The organism is Micromonospora sp. NPDC000663, from assembly GCF_042898105.1.
GTDB lineage: Bacteria > Actinomycetota > Actinomycetes > Mycobacteriales > Micromonosporaceae > Micromonospora.
In genome coordinates, this window is the sequence record NZ_JBIAYR010000010.1 from 54,183 (window position 1) to 74,473 (window position 20,291).

Genomic DNA, 20,291 nt, shown 5'->3' on the forward strand with positions numbered 1-20,291 from the left:
CGGCCGTCGTTGTGCCGTGCTCGGATGATGTGCTTCCGGCGTGCCGCCAGCCTATCGCCAAATAGGCGTCGGTCAATAGGCTGTTGGACGCCACCGGCGGCGTGACGCGAGCGCGGCCAGTCCGGCGCCGGCGGCGTTGAGCAGCACATCGTCCACAGAGGACGCGCGGTCCAGGCGCAGGGCGTACTGCGCGTCTCGACGAGGATCGAGCAGGCCGCCGCGAGCGCTGACGAGGACGACGCCGGTGAACGTACCGACCCAGTCCTGCCACCCCATGCTCACACCGCCCCGCCGGCTGCTCAGGCGACGGCGGCGGCCATCCGGCGTACCGCCTCGGTGATCAGCTCCGGTGCGGTCGCCAGATTCAGCCGGACGTGACCGGCGCCGCCGGTGCCGAAGGCCGAACCGGAGTTGAGCGCCACCCGCCCACGGTCGAGGAACACGGCGGCGGGATCGTCGCCGAGGCCCAGGGCGCGGCAGTCGAGCCAGGCGAGATAGGTGGCCTGGCCGGGTCGGTACCCGATGGCTGGCAGGTGCTCGGCGAGCAGCGCGGCCAGGAGCCGGCGGTTGTCGTCCAGGCCGGTCAACAGGGCGTCGAGCCATTCCCCGCCGTCGCGGAAGGCCGCCGTGTGGGCGATGACGCCCAGGTGGCTGGTGCTCGCACTCGCCTCGAACGGCACGCGGGCGAGGTCCCCGGCCGCGGCCGGACCGGCGATGAGGAGCCCGCCGCGCAGGCCGGCGAGGTTCCATCCCTTGGAGGCGGACATCAGCGACAGGCCGTTCTCCGCTCCGGGCACCGAGAGGTACGGCGTGAAGCGCGCTCCCCCGGCCACCACCGGGGCGTGGATCTCGTCGGCGACCACCCGCACCCCGTGCCGCCCGGCCAGATCGGCGACGGCTGCCAGCTCGCCGGGGGTGTGGATGACACCTGTCGGGTTGTGCGGGCTGCACAGCAGGTACGCCGCCGGCCGTCCATCGGCCCGCGCGCTGCGGAAGGCGACCTGCAGGGCGTCCAGGTCGATCCGCAGGTCCTCGCCGAGCGGGGCCTCCACGATCCGGCGGCCGGCGTGCGCCACGAACTCGTAGAACGGCGGGTAGACCGGGCAGTTGACGACCACCGCGTCCCCCGGACCGGTGACCAGCCGCAGCGCCTCGACGACGCCGTGCATCACGTCGGGCACCAGCGCGGTGCGCTCCACGGCCAGCCCGTCTCACCCCCACCGCCGCCTGGCGAACTCCGCCAGCGCCCGCGGGTACGCCGTACCTGCGGCGTAGCCGGTGTCACCGCGCGCGACGGCGTCGGTGATCGCCCGGGCGACCGGCTCGGCCAGCGGCACGTCCATCTCCGCCACCCAGAGCGGCAGCACGTCGTCGGGGTACTCCCGCCACTTGAGGCTGGTCCGTTGACGGAGCTGGTCGAGCGTGAGCTGGCGAAGGGGATTGACCGTGTCTCGGGCACCGCTGAGCACACCACTCATGTCCGAAGCCTATTGCGCGCAGCACCGACCGCGCGGCGCCGGGTGCGGTGCCCGACGCTCGATGCTCCTGATCAACAGAGTGAGAAGCTGTTGGCCATCCCGTCGAGGCACGCAAGAGGGTGGCGGAACGTGAATCTCACCTAACGCGACAATTCTCCCCCTATGTTCGATGCGCAGGACGCAGCCGAACCGGGGAGAGACGTGGACAGCTATCCGGCGATCGAGGATCACGGACTCATCGGCGACCTGCAGACCGCCGCGCTGGTGACGTGTGACGGGACCGTCGACTGGTTCTGCGCGCCGCGCTTCGACTCGCCGAGCATCTTCGCCGCGCTGCTGGACAAGGAGAAGGGCGGCTTCTTCCGTATCTCGCCGCACGACGTCCAGTACGTCACCAAGCAGCTCTACCTCCCCGGTACACCCATCCTGATCACCCGGTTCATCAGTGCCGACGGCGTGGCCGAGGTGATGGACTTCATGCCGGTCACCGGCGAACGGGCCACCGACTCGCACCGCCTCGTCCGCATGGTCACCATGGTCCGGGGCACCATGCGTTTCCGGGTGGAGTGCCGACCGCGGTTCGACTACGCCCGCGAAGAGCATCAGCTGGAGCGCCACCCCAACGGCTACGTCTTTCGCAGCCGGTCGGCGACGATGACGTTCAACCCCGTCGACCCCGTGCGGCGGCTGCTCGCCGAACGCGGCGACGTCCGCCTCGAGGGCGGCGACCTCGTCGCATACGGCATCCTGAACGAGGGCGACACCGGCGGCGTGGTCCTGGAGACGGCCGGCACCGAGCCCCGGATCTTCCCGCCGGAGGAGATCCAGGGCATGTTCGAGTGGACCAGGGACTACTGGCGGCGCTGGCTCGAACGCTCCCGCTACACGGGTCGCTGGCGGGAGATGGTCGAGCGCTCCGCCATCACGCTGAAGCTCATGACGTACGCGCCGACCGGCGCGATGATCGCCGCGCCCACCGCCGCGCTGCCCGAACTGGTGGGCGGGACCCGCAACTGGGACTACCGCTACACCTGGATACGGGACACGTCGTTCTCGGTGCACGCGCTGCTCGGCCTCGGGTTCACCGAGGAGGTCAGCCGGTACATGGACTGGCTGGACGAGCGGATCCGCGAGGCCAGCGACCACCAGGACCCACTGAAGATCATGTACCGGGTGGACGGCTCCTCCGACCTGCACGAGGAGGTTCTCGATCACCTGGAGGGCTACCGGGGCTCGCGGCCGGTGCGGATCGGCAACGGCGCCGCCGACCAACTCCAGCTCGACATCCACGGCGAGGCGCTCTACGCCATGCATCTCGCAGACGAGCAGGGCATCCGCGTCTCACACCAGGTGTGGAAGAGCACCGTCCGCCTTGTCGACTGGCTCTGCCAGAACTGGGATCAGCGCGACGCCGGCATCTGGGAGAGCCGGCACCACCCCCGCAACTACACGTTCGGGCGGGTGATGTCCTGGGTGGCGCTGGACCGGGCCATCCGCCTGGCCACCCGCACCGGCCGCCCCGGGGACCTGACCTGCTGGTCCGAACAACGCAACCGGATCTACAACCAGGTCATGGAGCGCGGGTACGACAGGGGTCGCGGCACCTTCGTGCAGGCGTACGACGAGGCGGTGCTGGACGCGGCGTTGCTCGCCATGCCGGCGTTCGGTTTCGTCACGCCGAGCGACCCCCTGTGGCAGTCCACCCTCACGGCGATCGAACGCGAACTGGTCTCCGACAGCCTGGTCCACAGGTACGACCCGGTCCACTCCCCCGACGGCCTGCCCGGCCACGAGGGCACCTTCAACATGTGCACGTTCTGGTACGTCGAGGCGTTGGCCCGGGCCGGCCGGCTCGACGACGCCCGACTCACGTTCGAGAAGATGTTCACCTTCAGCAACCACCTCGGCCTGTACGCCGAGGAGATCGCCTCGACCGGGGAGCAGATCGGCAACTACCCCCAGGCGTTCAGCCACCTGTCGTTGATCAATTCGGCGCTGACGCTCAACGACCTGCTCGACGCCGAGGCCGACTCCCACCGCCGCCGTTAGCGCAGGCGGTGGCCCTCGCCGTCGGGCCGGCGTTGGGAAGTTCTTGACGCGCCCACGCCCATCACGCATCGTCGAGCTGCATCGACACTCTCGAATGTGTTGACACGGGGAGGACGCATGAAAGCCTTCGTCACCGCCGCCTCGGTCGCGGCCCTGCTGCTCCTGAGCACCGGCGGCGCGTCGTACGGCCGGCCCGCGGCCGACGCGCCCTGCGCCGGGCAGATCCACCCGAACCCCGGGTTCGAGCGCGGCACCACCGGCTGGACCGCCGGCCCCCGCATCGTCGTGCTGGGCGACGCGAGCCGGCCCGCGCACACCGGCCGCGCGTACGCCAGCTTCGCGGGCCTGGACGTGACGCACAGCGACCTGCTGCGCACCACCGTCACGGTCCCTGCCGACTGCGACCTGACGGTCCGCTTCTGGGTCCGGACCATCACCACGGAGACCAGCCGCAGCGACTACCTGAACGTCGGCCTGGCGGTCACCGGGATACCCCCGAAGACCAGGTTCTCGCTGGCCTTCGACGGCGGGGCGCAGTGGCGGCAGTACGGCATGTCGACGGGGACGGCGACGACCGAACGCACCGCGACGGCCAGCTTCTTCGCCAGCGAGACGGCCGGCAACGGCGCCACCGCCTTCGACGTCGACGATGTGACCTTCACACTGAGCTGACCTGCTCGCATTCCTGGGCTGGCTGGCGCGGCCCGGAACCGCCTCGGTTGCTGCGCCTCCTGTCCGCCTCCGGCCGAACGCCCCGCGCCGACCTGGTGGAGTGGATGACCCTTGTGGCCCGGCACACCCGTCCGGTGAGTTCGGACGATCTCGTACCGGAGTCGCGTCGCACGGTGCCCACGTGATCGCGCCCGGGATACCGGGTCGAAAGTCCCTCGGCGGACGGCTTCCGGACCTTGGCCGCCGTCTTCGGCTGGACCTAGCGTGACCGTGACAAGCCGAGATCTGTGAAAGGAGCCACCGTGACCGCGGTCGTATCCGAACCCCGCATGCTCGCCGAGCTCGACGACACCGACATCGCCGGTCTGGACGCGTGGTGGCGGGCGAACAACTACCTGACCATCGGACAGATCTACCTACAGGGCAATCCGCTTCTCCGCGAACCCCTGTCGGCCGAGCACATCAAGCCGCGCCTGCTCGGTCACTGGGGAACCAGCCCCGGCCTGTCGCTGATCTACGCGCACGTCTCCCGGCTGATCCGGCACACCGGTCAGCAGGCGATCTACCTGGCCGGCCCGGGCCACGGCGGCCCGGCACTGGTGGCCGCCGGCTACCTGGAGGGCACCTACAGTGAGATCTACCCGCAGGTCAGCCAGGACGAGGCCGGGATGCTGCGGCTGTTCCGGCAGTTCTCCAGCCCGGGCGGCATCCCGTCGCACGTGTCGGTGACCACCCCCGGCTCCATCCACGAGGGCGGCGAGCTGGGCTACGTCCTGGTCCACGCGTTCGGCGCGGTCATGGACAACCCGGACCTGCTGGCCATCGCGGTGGTGGGCGACGGTGAGGCCGAGACCGGGCCCCTGGAGGGCTCCTGGAAGGGCGTGTCCTTCCTCAACCCCGAGCGCGACGGCGCGGTCCTGCCGATCCTGCACCTCAACGACGCCAAGATCTCCGGTCCCACCGTGCTGGGGCGCAAGGATCCCGAGGAGGTACGCAACCTGCTGCGTGGCCACGGCTACGACGTCATCGAGGTCGAGGGCTCCGACCTGCCCGGCATGCACCACCGCTTCGCCGCCGCCCTCGCCACCGCCTGGACGATGATCCGCGACATCCAGACCGCCGCCCGCGACGGTTCCTGGGACGGCACCCGCCCGACGTGGCCGCTGATCGTCCTGCGGTCACCCAAGGGCTGGACCGGGCCGGACTCAGTCGACGGGATCACCGTCACCGGAACCTGGCGGTCACACCAGGTCCCGCTGTCCGGCGTCAAGGACAACCCGGAGCATCTCGCGCTTCTGGAAAGCTGGCTCAGGTCGTACCGTCCGGAGGAGCTGTTCGATTCCGCCGGCGCGCCCGTGGCGTTGGTCCGGGACCAGGCCCCCGACGGTGACCTGCGGATGAGCGCCAGCCCGCATGCCAACGGCGGGAGACTGACCCAGGATCTGGACCTGCCGGACTTCCGTGCCTACGCGGTCGACGTGCCCCGGCCCGCGCAGCAGCGGGCCGAGTCGACGCGCAAGCTTGGCGAGATGATGCGGGACATCTACACCCGCAACCCCGACCGGTTCCGATTGTTCTGTCCCGACGAGACAAACAGCAACCGGCTCGGTTCCGTCTTCGAGGTCTCTGACCGTGCCTTCATGGAACGGGTGACGCCGGAGGATGTGGCGATCAGCCGAGCCGGCCGGGTCATGGAGGTGCTCAGCGAGCACAACTGCCACGGATGGCTGGAGGGCTACAACCTGACCGGCCGGCACGGCATGTTCGCCACGTACGAGGCGTTCGCCATGGTCAGCGCCTCGCAGACCGTGCAGCACGGCAAGTGGTTGCAGGAGGCCAAGCACCTGCCCTGGCGCGAGAAGGTGCCGAGCCTCAACGTGCTGCTCACCTCGACTGCGTGGCGCAACGACCACAACGGTTTCTCCCACCAGGGGCCGGGCCTGATCCAGGTGGTGCTCACCCAGCGCGGCGACGTCGCCCGGGTCTACCTGCCGCCGGACGCCAACACCCTGCTGTCGGTGGCCGACCACTGCTTCCGGTCGCGGTCGTACATCAACCTGATCGTCATCGACAAACAGCCGCAGCTGCAGTACCTCTCGATGGACGAGGCGGTCGAGCACTGCGCCCGCGGCGCGGGTGTCTGGGACTGGGCGGGCACCGACGACGGCACCAGCGACCCCGACATCGTCCTCGCCTGCGCCGGCGACGTCGTCACCATGGAGACGCTCGCGGCGGCGCAGATCCTGCGCGACCGACTGCCCGGCTTCAAGGTCCGCGTGGTCAACGTGGTCGACCTGATGACCCTGGTCCGGCCCAAGGACCACCCGCACGGCATGAGCGAGACCCTGTTCACCGAGCTGTTCACCGACACCGTCGACGTGGTGTTCTCCTTCCACGGCTACCCCGGCGCGATCCACCAACTCGTGCATGGCCGACCGGACGCGGACCGGTTCCGTGTCCGCGGCTTCATCGAGCAGGGCACGACAACCACCCCGTTCGACATGACGGTGCGCAACAGGGCGTCGCGGTACCACCTCGTGATGGACGCCATCAACAACGCCAAGCGCCTCCCGCGCGGCGCGGCGGACCTGAAGGCGTGGTGCCAGAGTCAGCTCGACCGCCACGAGACCTACGTGGTGGAGCACCTGGAGGACATGCCCGAGGTCCGCGACTGGGCACTCGGCGACTGGGCCGAACGCGGCTGAGACCGCGCCGGACCTGGTACGCGCACCTGGCTCGCTCAGCAGGAGATCGCACACGCACCCGCAGGTCCCGGACGGTCGCGATCCGTCCGGGACCTCTGGCCCTGAACCGCGGGTGCCCGCTCGGCAAGGCTGGGAGGAGACGAAGGAGGGGTGCAACAGCCAGTCTTCACCCGTGAGGTGCTGCGCCGCTGCAAGGATCTGCGGCTGCACACCGCCCTGGACACCAGCGGCCTGCTCGGCGAGCGCGCCGACGACGCCCTGCTGGACGCCACCGACCTGGTTCTGCTCGACATCAAATCCGGCGACCCGGGCACCTACCGGACTGTGACCCGCACCGGGCGGCTGGCTCCGACCGTGCGGTTCGCGCACCGCCTGGCCGACCGGGGCACGCCGATATGTGTGCGTTTCGTCCTCGTGCCCGGCCTCACCGACGACCCGTTGAACGTCGACGCCGTCGCGTCCATCGCGGCAGGCGTGCCCACCGTCGAACGCGTCGAGGTACTGCCCTTCCACCGGCTCGGTGCCCAGAAGTACGCCGCCCTCGGCATGCCGTTCCCGCTGGCGCACACGCCGCCGCCGGATGAGGCGCTGCTGCGTCGGGTCCGTGGCCAGTTCCGCGATCACGGGTTGACCGTGTACTGACCGCCCACCGGCGCGTCGAACGAGACGGCCCACAGCCGCTGCTGGACGGCCACCTCGTACGACTCGGGGCGGCCAGACCGGAACGACGGAGGGCGGCCGAACCCGGATCCACGCTGATGCTCATCGATGTTGCCAGAGCGGATCCAACCGTGTTGGAATAGCTCACATCGCCGCAGCGCGGGGGCAACCGTGCTGAGAACGGCAAGCACGGGAGCATCGCAGCGCCGGCAGCGCGCCGCTTTTGACCGGCACCCCCTGCCGCATCGCCGGGCCACCTTCGTGACGACGGGCACGCATCCCCGCCCGCGTCCGCATCCCCGGTACGCGCCCTCGACGGCCGACGCGCTCGACGTCCGACCTCTCCCGGGGTGCCCGATCCGGCCTGCCAGCGCACCAGAACCGGCGACGAGGTGAGAAGCAGCAATGATTTCCCGAGAGAGTCTCGCGGGTTGGTACCGGAATCGCTTCGTGTGGGTGGCGGTGATCCTGCTGGCGGTGTCGGCAGGCACTGTCGTGCTCCTCAACCGGGCCGACCCGAAGACGGAGCCGGCGGATCTGCAGGGGCAGATCATGAGCCGGATGCGCAGCACACTCGAACAGGCGGACCCGGGGCAGCACAACCACGCAGGGCACGGCGCCCAGCAGGTGGCCACCGAGGAGAAGAAGCCGCCGGTGATCTGCGGGGTCCGCGTCTACGGCTACGAGCCGGCCGAGGTCACCGCGCTCGCCGACGTACGGACGGTCTACGGCTTCCACCTCTGCGGGATCGCCGAGCCGAAACGCCCCTGGGACGTGGCGGTCAAGCTGGCCGGCCCGGTGATCATGGACATGACCACCGAGCCTCCGGGCATCCAGGTCGTCGAGGCGACCGCCGACGTCAGGTTCGTCGACCGGCTGCGGGAAATGTTCCCGGACAGGTACGAGGAGTTGGCGCTCAAGGAGGCGCTGACCGAGTCGGAGATGGCCGACCAGCGCCGCCGGTACGATGCCGCAGCCGGGCTGTGACCAGGCTGGACGGCCGGGCGTACCCGAGGGTGATACCGGTCAACCCGATCCACATCCGACTTTAGATAGATCAACGTTGATATTTAGTGTCATGGATGTAACAGTTGTGTGTGGGAGCGTTCCCAATCTGATCTCCAGTCCCAACGAACGGAGGATGAACAGTGCGTCCACACACGTCCGAACTATCCGGCGGGCGATCCCGGTCGACAGTCCGCAGGTCCCTCCGAGTGCTCGTCCTGCTGTTCGCCATGGTGGCCGGTACGCTGCCCTGGACCAGCCCGGCCCAGGCCCACGGCACCGTCATCAACCCGGCGAGTCGCGCGTACCAGTGCTGGAAGACCTGGGGCAACCAGCACACGAACCCGGCCATGCAGCAGCAGGACCCGATGTGCTGGCAGGCGTTCCAGGCAAACCCCGACACCATGTGGAACTGGATGAGCCAGCTGCGGGACGGCCTCGCCGGCCAGTTCCAGGCCCGCACCCCTGACGGGCAGCTGTGCAGCAACGCTCTCTCCAGGAACGACGCGGTGAACCAGCCCGGAGCCTGGAAGGCGACCACCGTCGGCAGCAACTTCACCGTCCAGATGTACGACCAGGCAAGCCACGGCGCTGACTACTTCCGGGTCTACGTCACCAAGCAGGGGTTCAACCCGGCCACCCAGCGGCTCGGGTGGGGCAACCTCGACCTGATCACGACGACCGGGCGGTACGCGCCGGCGCAGAACATCTCGTTCAACGTCTCGGTCTCCGGACGCACCGGAAACCACATCCTGTTCGTGGTCTGGAAGGCGTCACACATGGACCAGACCTACATGTGGTGCAGCGACATCAAGATCGCCTGATCGGCCGGTCCGGTCCGCTCCGGCCCAGGGCGTCGACGTCCTGGGCCGGAGTCCTGCCGCCCGGCCGGTCACCCCGGTAGCGGCGCGCCGAGACCCTCGTCGCGGGCCAGGGCGATCGCCTCGGCCCGCGTGCCCACGCGCAGCTTCACCAGCAGGGTCGAGACGTTGTTGCGTACCGTCTTGGGGCTCACCCCCAGGCGTTGGGCGATGCCGTCGTTGGGCAGCCCCCGGGCCAACAGGTCGAGCACCTCGCGTTCCCGTTCGGTGAGCTGGGGAAAGGGCGCCGGGCCGCCCGGGCCGGCGCGGAAGAGCAGATTGGCCCGGCCGGCGACCGCCGCGCCCAGCACCAGGTCGCCGCTGGCCACGCCGCGGATGCTGCGTTCCACGTCCGCGGCGGTCGCCCCCTTTAGCAGGTATCCCCGAGCACCGGCACGCATCGCCGCGACAAGCGACGCGTCGTCGTTGAGCATTGTCACCACCAGCACCCCCACCTGCGGGTGATCGCTGGTGAGGGTCCGGGTCGCCGCGATACCCGAGTCCTGCCCGAAGTGCAGGTCCATCAGCACCACAGTCGGACGTACGCGGGCCACGAGGGTCAACGCGTCGGCCACGGTGGCGGCCTCCCCCACGCACTCGATCCCGTCGAGGGTGGACAGCAGGGCACTCATGCCCAACCGGAAAACGGGATGGTCGTCCACCACGACGACCCGGATCGGTGCGGTCACAACGGCTCCAACGGAATTCTCAGACACACGGTGGTGCCCCGGGGCAGCGCCGGGGCGACGTTCAGAGTCCCGCCGACACCGTCGGCGCGTTCCCGCATGGCCTGCATACCCACCCCCGGGCCCATCGCGCCGGCGGCCAGGCCCCGACCGTTGTCGGTGACGGTGACCCGCAACCTGTCCCTGCCACGATCCAGGGTCACCACGCACCGCTGCACCCCTGCGTGCCGCTGGACGTTGCGGAGCGCCTCGGCGGTCACGCCGTACGCCGCGGTGGCGACGGCGTCGGAGAGAGGTTCGAGCGGCACCGGAACGCGAACGACAACTGTCAGGCCGGCCAACGCATAGCGCTCGCGCAGCAACTCCACCGCCGGGCCGAGCCCGCCGTCGGCGAGCACAGGCGGCAGCAGCCCGTGCGCCAGGTCCCGGACGTCCTCGGCCCGGCTGGTCAGCTCGACGATGAGTCGCTCCAGCAACTCGTCCGCGCGGCGCGGGTCACGGGTGAGCAGGTTACGGCTGGCCGACAGGCCGAGCGCGATGCCGCTCAACGCCGGCCCGAGCCCGTCGTGCAGATCCCGCCGCAGCGCTCGCCGCTCCTCGTCGCGTACCTCTGCCAACCGCCGCTGGGAGCGGCTCAGGTCGCGGTTCGTCCGGGCCAGATCCACGACGGCTGCCACCACCGGGGCCAGTCCGGTGAGCGCCTCGGTCACCCGGGCGCCGAGCAGCTCACCGGGACGTGGCCAGGCGTGCAGGTGCCCGACCAGGCGTTCGCCGCTGACCAGCGGCACGGTCACCGGCGGTCCGCCGTCGTACGCCGGCGGCTCCGGGCCGTCCGTGCTGACCCGGACCTCGGCCAACCGCAGCGCGGCGCCGACGGCCGTACCGACGTCGCTCGGATTGCCGAGGCTGTGCGCGACCCGGTGCAGCAGCGGTTCCGGGCCCTCGCCGTGCACGAGCCGGTCCACCCGGCGCTGCACCGCCTCCCGCACTGGCTGGAACGCCGCCGCGATGACTCCGGTGACGAGGAGCTGCGGCACCGGCGAGGTGATCGGCAACAGCCGGTCGAGCACCGTCACGGAGACGCTGTACGCGCCTACCACTCCCCCGGTCATCAGGTACCAGACCAGGGTCCGGCGCACCGCCAGCCGGAGGCCCCACAGTTGCTGGCGCAGCACCACCACGGCGACGGCGGCGGGAAAGAACGCCTGGGAGGCGAGAATCAGCAGCGCCGGCACGGTCGCCGGCACCACCGGGGGCAGCACGGTGACCAGGAAGGCGACGGTCAGCAACACGCTTCCGGTGGTCACCCAGCCCATGCCGTGGCGCTGGTCGGCCGGGCCCCGTCGCCACCGCCACGCCGCCCCTGCCGCGGCGAGCAGGCCGAGCGCCACCAGCACGTACGGCAACACCGGCGCCAGCGGGCGGGCAAGCGTGTCCCGCACGTCGCGTACGCCGGACGGCAGCGGGAACAGCCCGGCGGGCGAAGGCCCCGTGGCCAGGAGCACCACCAGAAGCGCCAGGTAGCCGAGGCCCACCCCGACGGCGACCCGGTCGACAGATGTCCAGCGCCTGTCCGGTAGGAGCCACGGCATCACCACGGCCAGGGCGTACAGGCCCGGCACCCACGCCCAGTGGTGAGCCGAGAGCAGCCAGGCCGGTCCCGGGTGCAGCAGTGTCCACTGGGCGGCGAACGCGGACAGCGAGCCGCCGAGCGCGGCGCTGGCGACGATCCAGCCGGCCATGGTGCTGCCGGTCCGCTGCCGGGTCAGCACGAGCCAGGCCACACCGCCGTAGACGACACCGTCCATCAGGTCGACGAGCGAATACAGCTGCGTGGCGGTGAACGCCGGCAGCGCGACACACCAGGCGACGACAGCGCCGACGGTGAGCGCCGCGGTGGCCGTGAGGACGGCCCAGGCGGCGACCCGGTGTGACCTGGGAACGTTCGACATGTCCAGTCCACTGTGCCGGTCCGGTCGGGCGGGTGAGATCCCCCGCCCGGCCGGAGCTGGCGGGGAGCCGGTCCGAACCGGCCCCCCGGCCACTGTCAACTCTGAGCGACAGCGGTGCCGGTGACCCGGATCTGGTCGAGCACCGAGGTCACCTGGGGCAGCCGTTCGACGTACACGTTCGCGGCGAGCCGCTGCGAGTACGTCTCGTACAGGTCGGCGAGGTGCCCGGCCCGCTCGATGGCCACCGCGTGAATGCAGTTGCCGAGATACTCGTTCGGCGAGCCGGGGCTGTCCGCGCCCGAGCAGGTCGGCGAGTAGATCGGTTTCTGCCCCACCCGCGGGTCGATCTCGGTCGTCGCGTCCGGGCAGGGATCGCCGGCGGCGGCCTGGGTGCACGGGGCGTAGTTGGCCTCTGCTGTCCCGTACGCCTGGATGATGTTCGTCCGCGGTGTCTCCCGGCCGACCGGTGCGCCCGGGTGCCGGTAGTCGCTGGGCAGCAGCAGATCACCGAAGAGATGCCCGTCGAGCGATCCGTCCGCCTCCAGCGCCACCGGGAAACCCAGTTTGGTGTACGCCTGAAGCAGCCGCAGCGCCTCGGTGATCTTCTTGTTCCTGGCCCGCAGCGGTGACGTCGGATCGGCGAACGCGTCGTTGACCACCTGGTAGTACTGCTTCTGCTTGCCCCAGAGCATGCGGTCGGCCCTGGTGCGGGCGATGGTCAGCCGTTCCGGGTTGTCGGCGAACCCGGCCCCTGCCTCGAACGCGGCACGGTGCCCGCCGTCCTCGTACCGCATCACGTACGCCTCGTCGTGGCAGTAGCCGTCGGGCAGATCACCCCGCACGCTCCACGAGCAGATGATGCCCGCCGGGCTGGTGTTGCGCCAGGTTCGCACGTCCATCCAGAAGCGGCCCTGGTCCAGGCTCATCTGCGCGTGCACGGTGAGCTGGAGGTCGGCCTTGGTGATCTCCAGGCGGGGTCCGGTGGTGGTGACGTGGTTGACGAACTCCGCGTCGTAACAGAGCTGGAAGTGCGGCTCGAACCGCTCCTTGGTGCCGTGCGCGAGCAACTGGAACGCGTTGGGCAGGTCGGACAGGCGCGCGTTGGCCGGCATCAGCACCCTGGGCAGACCGTTGGACGGGGCGCAGCCGGACATCCGGCCGTCCACGTTGTAGCTCTTGACCTGTCGGCCCTGCTGGTCCAGGGTCGGCGACCAGTACTCCCGCGTGTTGGACAGCCGCACCGGGGGCGCCTGGTCCGGGCCGTACCAGGGGTTGTATCCGCCGCCGGTGACCGTGTCGCGCAGCCGGCGCATCTCCGCCGACTGGGCGTTGACCGCGCCCCGGTAGTTGTCCACCAACCCGGTGAACAGCGGGTTGCGGTGCCCGTCGGAGGTGGGCTTACTGAACCGGCTGCCGGCGTCGACGATGCCCTGCCCGGCACGCCGGATCCGACCGGCGAACGAGTCGTCGCCGGCCATGTCCCCGGCCAGGCTCGGGTTCTCCAGGGCCAGCGCGTTGAACGCCCGCGCCGACATTGTCCACACTCCGGCGTGCGGCACCTTGCTGGTGGCCGGGTAGTTCGGGTCCCAGGTGCGCGCCAGGTAGGACAGGTAGTCGATCGCCCCGTACGGGCTCTTCTCGTCGAGCACCCGGACCGGGTCCACGTTCGGCTGGGACCACTCCGCGGGAGTGAACACGAACGGCGCCCCGGTGCTGATCGACGTGGCGGCGGTGAAGAGACGGCCCTCGGTCTCGTCGTACTGCGGAACGGAGAGGGTCCGGCCGGTCCGGATCTTGTAGCCGACGAACGTGTTGGTGACGTACTCGGCATCGTTGAGCGCGCTCTTCTTCAGCGCCTCCTGGATGGAGAGGCTGAGCTGGTCCACCCGGGTCTCCAGGCCGTAGATCTGCCGCTTGATCGCGTCGAGGTCGCGGATCACCCCGCCGAGGTCGTTGCTCATCCGCTGCATGATCGACATGACGTCGTCGTAGATGGCGGTGAGCATCGCCTCGACCCGGTCGAACCGGTCGTGCATCTCGGTGCGCAGCTGACCGACCTGCTCGCGCAGCTTGCCGATCTCCTGCATGACCAATTCGTGCTCGGTGGGACCGGACCCGAAGAAGATCGGGGCGAGCGTCATCACCGCGCCGAGCACGTTGCCGGTGAGCATCACGGTGCTCAGCGAGCCGATGGCGTCACTGAGGCCGAGGCCGGCGACCGTCGGGAGGTACTGGTTGATCGCGGTGGCGATGCTGATCGCGGCCTTGCCGATCGCGAGGACGTCCTTGCCGGCCTTCTCGTCGGCGAAGCCGGCGAGGGTGGCCAGGATGCCGACGGCCGAGCCGGCCGCGTCGATGGCGACCTGGCGGCTGGCGGCCTCGGCGAGCGCGTTCGTGTAGTCCTGCGGGGTGGGCTTCGGCCCCGGGCCGACCGGGTACTTGAGGTCCGCTGCGGCCATCCGGTCGAGGATGTCGCTGTTCTGACCGGAGACCCGGTCCAGGGCCGCGCGCAGTTCGGTACGCAGCGCCGCCAGGTACGCCTGCTCGTTGCCGAGATGCTCCAGGATCGCCTCGGTGTTGACGTACGTGGCGAGCAGCGGGTCGGCGAGCAGTTGCTCGGTGGTGGCGGTCGCCCGCACGTTGAGGTGCGCGCCGATCGCCCCGTCCCACGCGGCAGCCAGGTCGGCGTCGAGTGCCGCGGCCCGGGTGAGCTGCCCCCACGCGCGTTCCTGGACCGCGTACAGCGCGTCCATCCAGCGGTAGTTCTGGTAGGCGCTGGTCACCGCGTCCTCGACCTCGGCGGACGCGCTGATCGTGCCGCCGATGGTGGCGTCCAGCAGCGCCTTGACCATCGGCGTCCCGATCGACACGCCGGGCACCCCGGAGACCGCGTCGATCACCTTGATGACCGTGGCGTACGTGGTCCGGGCCGAGGTGTCGGAGATGCCCGCCGCGTTCACGGCCTGCCGGGTCGCCACCATGTGCCGCACCACGTCGTCCCGGCTGGCGGAGGGGTTGCGCTCGCGCCAGTCCAGCAGCTCGGCGGTGAGGACCAGGTTCTTCAGCCCGGCCACCCCACTGTTGTGCGCCCGCATGTAGGCGGAGAACACTCCGTCGTGAAACCGGGCCGCCTGGTAGTCCACCGGATCGGCGGCGACCGCCGGACTCTGCGTCAGCACCACGACCGCGGCCACGACGGCGGCGAACAACACCCGCAGGCGCCCGCCCCGCCGGCCCGGTCTCAAAAGCACACGCACTTCGGGATCCTCCTGGTCTGCTCCGCGTCCGCCGACCGGCGGACGCAGGCGCAGTGTCCGAAGTGAGCGGTCCCGCGAACCAGGGGCAGGTGTCCCGGACGGGCGGGATTCGGTACGGGTGGGACGACCAGCGCGGTCATTGCGTAGGTCAGAGCAGCAGCGCGCCGGGCCGGGACGCACGGAGGCGTTCACGTAGCCGAGACGCGGGCTACCCCAACGACTGTCGGGCGCCCTCGCCCATCGGGTCGTCGCGCGTCGGCAACTCCCGGATGGTCGGCAGCACCTCGTCCCGGAAGACCCCGTGCAGGCGGCGCAGCTCCAGCGCGGGCTGCTCGGCGTCGTCGACACGCACGTCCCAGAGAGGGTACGGCTGATCGCCGATCACGGTCACGGTCGCCGACCGTGCGCCGTGCCGGTCACCGCCGGCCTCCTCACCCGCCTCGACCGCGAGCACGAGCCGTTCCGCCAGGTCGAGTTCCCGGCTGTCCTCGAACGCCCGAACGATCGCCGCGAGGGTCTGCCCGTCCACCAGGCGGTTGCCCTGCACGGCGTAGCCCGGCGCGGTGTGGTGGCCCGCCCAGTCCCGCGTACGGGAACCGGTGAACGCGTACGAGCGACCCTGCCGGTCCACCAACCCGACCTGCCGTACCTCCCGACCCGGGTCCCGCGCCAACAGCTCGGTCAGGACGTCCTCCGGCGAGCGACCCTCGGCGAGCAGCGGAAGGCCGTCGTACGCCAGGAAGGGGTTGGGGGTGGCCTGGGTCGCCACCGCGCCTGCGCCGCTCTGGACGTGTGCGACAAGCTTGCCGACCGCGGGTCTGGCCGTCAGGGCTCCCACCCCGAGGTGGCCGGTACGCGGACACCGCGCGGCGATCGAGAAGGTCACGGTCGGCGCGTACCCGCCCTGACGCCCGGTATGCCGGAGCCCACCGAACACGAGCCCGTCGTCGTCGGGTGAGATCGGCCAGCCCACCGTCGTCGAGTCGGCCTCGTGCCGATCAGCCGCTTCGGCGGTTGCCCCACTGGCGCGGGCTCTGGACCGAGCCCCGGCCGCCGAAGTGCTGACCCTTCCCGTGCGGTTGGGGCGAGGTGCCCTTGCCCTTCGCGCGTCGGGCAGCCCGATTGGTGTGAACGGCAGGCGGCTCGGTCTCGGCAGGAGCCGGGGTGTCGGCATCCGCCGCGTGATCGTCTCGGACGGGCTCAGGCTCCGGCATCGGCATCTCCCTGGATTCGTGGGGCGCCCTGCGGGCCATCGACAGCCGCCGGACGCGGACTGTTCGGTGCCGGTGCAGGCGTCCTGACGGTAGCGCAGTCCGAACGACGGTCTCCGGCCGGTAGAGGGGTGGCACGGCCCGTGGCAGCCGGTACGCGAGGGCCCCACCCCGCCCCGGTTGGCGGCAGGGTGGGCGCACCGTCGGCGGAGATCCGCAGGCCGTGCCTGGTCAGGTCACGCGTGAAACGTGACGAACGACGTCAGCAGCCGAGCCGCCGGGCCGAGAGAGCGATGTCGTCGATCCACATGTCGAATTCGCCGGGTGTGGTGCCGCCCTGATAGAGCTGCCAGCCGACCTTGACCGTGTTCACGGTCGGCAGGACGAAGGGCACGTCGTTGCCGCCGTGTTCGGTGGTCGACGCGGTCAGTTCCGGTCGGGCCACGTTGTCGATCCACACCGTGACGCGATTGTCAGTCGGGTCGAGTTTCCACTCGAAGCACTGCCAGGTGTCCTCGACGACCGGCGCGGACTCCCGCCAGTTGGTCCAGTCGCCGGTCGGGCCACCGTCGGCGCCCACACCCCAGAAGGTTCCGGGGACGGTGGGGGCGTACTGGCCGCCGACCGGCCGGACGACCTCCGTACTTCCGGTGCCGGTCGCCTCCACGAGCGTGAAGTGTGCCCAGTCGGGGGCGGTGGGGAACGCGTCGACGCGCAGTCGCATCCGGCCGTAGAAGCGGTTGCCCGGCGCGGCGAAGTCGTCGACGCGCAGGAACGCGCGTCCGTTGTCGACAGTGTGGATGTGCAACACCTGGTTGCCGTGGCGGGCGCGTTCGACGGTGAGGGTGCCGTTACGGGTGTCGACGCCCCAGTCCAACGTGCTGGCACCCCCACGCGGCAACCGTTCGAAGTCTTCGCAGAAGAGCAGGCCACTGGTGCACGAGCGGGGGGAGGCACCCGACGCGCCGGCCGGGATGCTGCCGGCTGTGGTGCCGAAGATCAGTGCTGCGGTGAACACCGCGAGGAAACGGCGCATGGTCATCCTTCAAGGCGTTGAGCCCTCTGCCGCGGCAAGGGGCCGGAACAGTGCTTACGAACATGGCGATCGCTGCCACCTCGTCGCGGGTTCAGGTACGACACCTGCCCGTCGTCGTGGAGGTGATTCGGCGGTGCGGCGCGCGTCCGCCAGAACGGCGCCCTGCCGGCACTGCCATGCTCCCGCGCTGACCGTTCCCAGCGCGGTTGCCCCCACGCTGCAGCGATGGTCGCCATTGCAGCACACCTGCGACGGATCGGGCAACATCGATGACAGTCGCTGGTTGGCGAACCGTCGACAAGTCGATCGCGATTCGACGAGGCCACAGACGTCCCGCGATCGCAAGGATTGAGATTCCTGTCTCTGCCGACGGAGTTCCTGGTCGACGAGTGGACATCGACTCTATGCTTGCCGCCGGAATAGCCCACGGCTGATCCGGGCCGAGGAGAAACACCAATACGGGGATTGGCGAATGCGCCGCGATTCTGCTCTGAACAACGGCGCTGCCGGCGTCAGTGACGTGGCACCACACGACGAACCACCGACCTCCAGCGCACCGGGCGGCACCCTCCGGTCCGCGGTCGCCGAGGAGCAGGAGTTTCTCGACCTGGCCACGGCCCGCCGCGACAGGCTCGCCGAGCACCTGCGGGCCGAGCTCTCCGCAGGGGCCGTGGACGCACTGGAGCGGGCCCGGCACCGCATGCTCCGCCAGCAGTACGAAGAGCTCCGGCAAGCACGGGAAGGCCTGGTCTTCGGCCGCCTCGACGGCCTCGACGGCGTTGTACGGCACGTGGGCCGTGTCGGTCTCCGCGACGATGGCGAGGCCGGCGAGCCACTGCTGGTGGACTGGCGCGCGCCGGCGGCTCGGCCGTTCTACACCGCGACGGCTGTCGACCCGCAGGGCCAGGCGCGGCGCCGCCACATCCGCACCGAGGGATCGACTGTCGTCGGCGTGGACGACGAGCCACTGGACGGATCCACAACGACGGAACTCGTCGGCGAGGGCGCCCTGCTTGCCGCTCTCGACAAGCGGCGTACCGGCCGCATGTCGACGGCGATCTCCACGCTGCAACGCGAACAGGACGACATCATCCGGGCCGAGGCGACCGGCCCGCTCATCGTTCAGGGCGGCCCCGGCACCGGAAAGACCGTTGTCGCTCTCCACCGCGTCGCCTACCTGCTGTTCACCCACCGCGGGATGGCCGACCAGGCGGTCCTGGTTCTCGGCCCCTCGCCACGATTCCTCACGTACATCGCCCAGGTGCTGCCCGCGCTCGGTGAGACGGCAGTCGTCTCGGCGACCTGCGACACTCTGCTGGCCGGGATCAGCGTGCAGCGCGACGAGAGCCGGCTCCTCGCCGAGATCAAGGGCCGTGCCCTTTGGCAGAGCGCCCTCGAAAACCACGTCACGTCGCTGCTCCCCCGACCTCGTGAGTTGAAGGTGCGCTGGGAGGGCGAGTTCTACGTCATCACCGCCGCGACGGTGGCGCAGGCACTCGCCTCGGCGGTGCAGGGACGCCCGTACCATCGCGCCCGCGCGGCGTTCGCCGAGCAGCTGCACCATCTCCTCGCCGAAGTCGTCGTCGAGCAACGCGAGACGCTGCTGGACGAGATGGAGGAGGGCTTCGAGGACATCCTCGCCGGCGTCGACAAGAGCATGCAGAACGACCACCGGCCCGTCAGGACGTCCACCGGCAGTGACGTCGACGGGCTGTTCTCCGAAGACGAGATTGACGACCTGCGTCATCGGATCGCCGAGAACGCCACAATCGCCCGGTTCATCGAGGCGTGGTGGCCCACCCTCGACACCGGAACCCTGCTGCGTGACTTCCTGGCCGACCGCACCCTGCTGGCCCGGTTCGCCCCGCAACTCTCCGCGGAGGAGATCGCCGCTGTCGCGGCCGAGCCCGCCACGTGGGCATCGAGCGACATCCCCCTGCTCGACGCCCTCGCCGATCTGCTGGGCCGGGTCGAAGCCCCGCAACCACAGGGCGAGTTCGTCGCCGAGCGGGCTCGCCGGCAACGCGACTGGGTGTACGGCCACGTCGTCGTCGACGAGGCCCAGGAACTGTCCGAGATGCAGTGGCAGATGGTCCTGCGGCGCTGCCCCAGTCGCTCCATCACGGCGGTCGGCGACATCGACCAGGCCGAGGCGGCACACCGGCACACCAGCTGGGCACAGGCGGTCCGGGCCGTTTTCGGAGACCGTTGGACGGCCGCCGAACTGACCATCTGCTACCGGACCCCGCGTGAAGTCATGGACCTCACCGGCCCGGTCTTGACGAAGGCCGGCAGCCAGAACCCGCCGCCGCGCGCGGTGCGCTCCTCCGGCATCGCCCCCTGGGAACTCGCGGTCACGTCCGCGGAGCTTCCCGGCGCCGCTTCGGAAGCTGTCCGACGACTGCGGCAACGGTGGCGTGACGGCACTGTCGGCGTCATTGCCCCCGCCCACCGTGTCGCAGGGCTGGCAGCGGTTCTGCGTGACGTGCCGGTCCTCACCGCGTCCGAGTCCAAGGGACTGGAATGGGACGCGACACTCCTCGTCGACCCGCAGGGCATCGCCGCTGAACCGCGCGGCTGGAACGGCCTCTACGTCGCGCTCACCCGATGCACCCAGGAACTCGGACAGCTGATCCTCGCGCCTCGCTGACGCCCGCTGCCCGAGGAGTCGGCATAGCGGTTCCGTCGGACCGTCGTGCCATGATGCCGGTCACCTCAAG

13 protein-coding genes and 1 pseudogene are annotated in these 20,291 nt (G+C 70.3%); 7 read left to right on the top strand and 7 right to left on the bottom strand.

The annotated features are described in order from the left end of the window. Positions 1-72 precede the first annotated feature (72 nt). Positions 73-276 carry a hypothetical protein gene (locus tag ACFY1S_RS25415; protein ID WP_387122770.1) on the bottom strand — a complete coding sequence of 68 codons (204 nt, stop codon included), beginning with the start codon at positions 274-276 and terminating at the stop codon, positions 73-75. A gap of 23 nt (positions 277-299) precedes the next feature. Further along, a pseudogene (locus ACFY1S_RS25420) lies at positions 300-1,478 on the bottom strand (MalY/PatB family protein). Between the two features lie 201 nt (positions 1,479-1,679). Here ACFY1S_RS25420 and ACFY1S_RS25425 point away from each other — a divergent pair. The 6 genes from ACFY1S_RS25425 (at position 1,680) to ACFY1S_RS25450 (ending at position 9,393) form a co-directional block, all read left to right on the top strand. Next, positions 1,680-3,527, top strand: coding sequence for a glycoside hydrolase family 15 protein (locus tag ACFY1S_RS25425; protein ID WP_387122773.1), 1,848 nt, complete (start codon positions 1,680-1,682; stop codon positions 3,525-3,527). A 117-nt stretch (positions 3,528-3,644) separates the two neighbouring features. Continuing rightward, on the top strand, positions 3,645-4,199 hold the full coding sequence (locus ACFY1S_RS25430; protein ID WP_387122776.1) for a hypothetical protein: 555 nt from the start codon (positions 3,645-3,647) through the stop codon (positions 4,197-4,199). A gap of 329 nt (positions 4,200-4,528) precedes the next feature. Further along, the gene (locus ACFY1S_RS25435; RefSeq protein ID WP_387122975.1) at positions 4,529-6,904 is read left to right on the top strand and encodes a phosphoketolase; all 2,376 of its coding nucleotides are present in this window, start codon (positions 4,529-4,531) and stop codon (positions 6,902-6,904) included. Between the two features lie 150 nt (positions 6,905-7,054). Beyond that, the gene (locus ACFY1S_RS25440) at positions 7,055-7,546 is read left to right on the top strand and encodes a radical SAM protein (RefSeq protein WP_387122779.1); all 492 of its coding nucleotides are present in this window, start codon (positions 7,055-7,057) and stop codon (positions 7,544-7,546) included. Between the two features lie 423 nt (positions 7,547-7,969). Next, complete coding sequence (locus tag ACFY1S_RS25445) at positions 7,970-8,551, top strand: hypothetical protein (RefSeq protein WP_387122782.1); 582 nt, start codon at positions 7,970-7,972, stop codon at positions 8,549-8,551. 227 nt (positions 8,552-8,778) lie between these two features. Continuing rightward, the gene (locus ACFY1S_RS25450; protein ID WP_387122785.1) at positions 8,779-9,393 is read left to right on the top strand and encodes a lytic polysaccharide monooxygenase; all 615 of its coding nucleotides are present in this window, start codon (positions 8,779-8,781) and stop codon (positions 9,391-9,393) included. 68 nt (positions 9,394-9,461) lie between these two features. Here ACFY1S_RS25450 and ACFY1S_RS25455 read toward each other — a convergent pair whose 3' ends face one another. The 5 genes from ACFY1S_RS25455 to ACFY1S_RS25475 all read right to left on the bottom strand — a co-directional run bounded on the left by ACFY1S_RS25455 (position 9,462) and on the right by ACFY1S_RS25475 (position 17,571). Next, a complete protein-coding gene (locus tag ACFY1S_RS25455; RefSeq protein ID WP_387122788.1) occupies positions 9,462-10,118 on the bottom strand; it encodes a response regulator in 657 nt (218 codons plus the stop codon). Next, positions 10,115-12,067 carry a sensor histidine kinase gene (locus ACFY1S_RS25460; RefSeq protein WP_387122791.1) on the bottom strand — a complete coding sequence of 651 codons (1,953 nt, stop codon included), beginning with the start codon at positions 12,065-12,067 and terminating at the stop codon, positions 10,115-10,117. Before ACFY1S_RS25460 ends, ACFY1S_RS25455 begins: the two co-directional genes overlap by 4 nt. 95 nt (positions 12,068-12,162) lie before the next feature. Further along, positions 12,163-15,324, bottom strand: a complete 3,162-nt coding sequence (locus ACFY1S_RS25465; protein ID WP_387122794.1) for a hypothetical protein — start codon at positions 15,322-15,324, stop codon at positions 12,163-12,165. A gap of 208 nt (positions 15,325-15,532) precedes the next feature. Further along, positions 15,533-16,210, bottom strand: a complete 678-nt coding sequence (locus ACFY1S_RS25470) for a DUF1028 domain-containing protein (RefSeq protein ID WP_387122797.1) — start codon at positions 16,208-16,210, stop codon at positions 15,533-15,535. A gap of 587 nt (positions 16,211-16,797) precedes the next feature. Continuing rightward, positions 16,798-17,571: a hypothetical protein gene (locus tag ACFY1S_RS25475; protein ID WP_387122800.1), complete on the bottom strand. Its 774-nt coding sequence runs from the start codon at positions 17,569-17,571 to the stop codon at positions 16,798-16,800. A 472-nt stretch (positions 17,572-18,043) separates the two neighbouring features. Between ACFY1S_RS25475 and ACFY1S_RS25480 the strand changes: the two genes are divergently transcribed. Next, the gene (locus tag ACFY1S_RS25480; RefSeq protein ID WP_387122803.1) at positions 18,044-20,221 is read left to right on the top strand and encodes a HelD family protein; all 2,178 of its coding nucleotides are present in this window, start codon (positions 18,044-18,046) and stop codon (positions 20,219-20,221) included. Positions 20,222-20,291 lie beyond the last annotated feature (70 nt).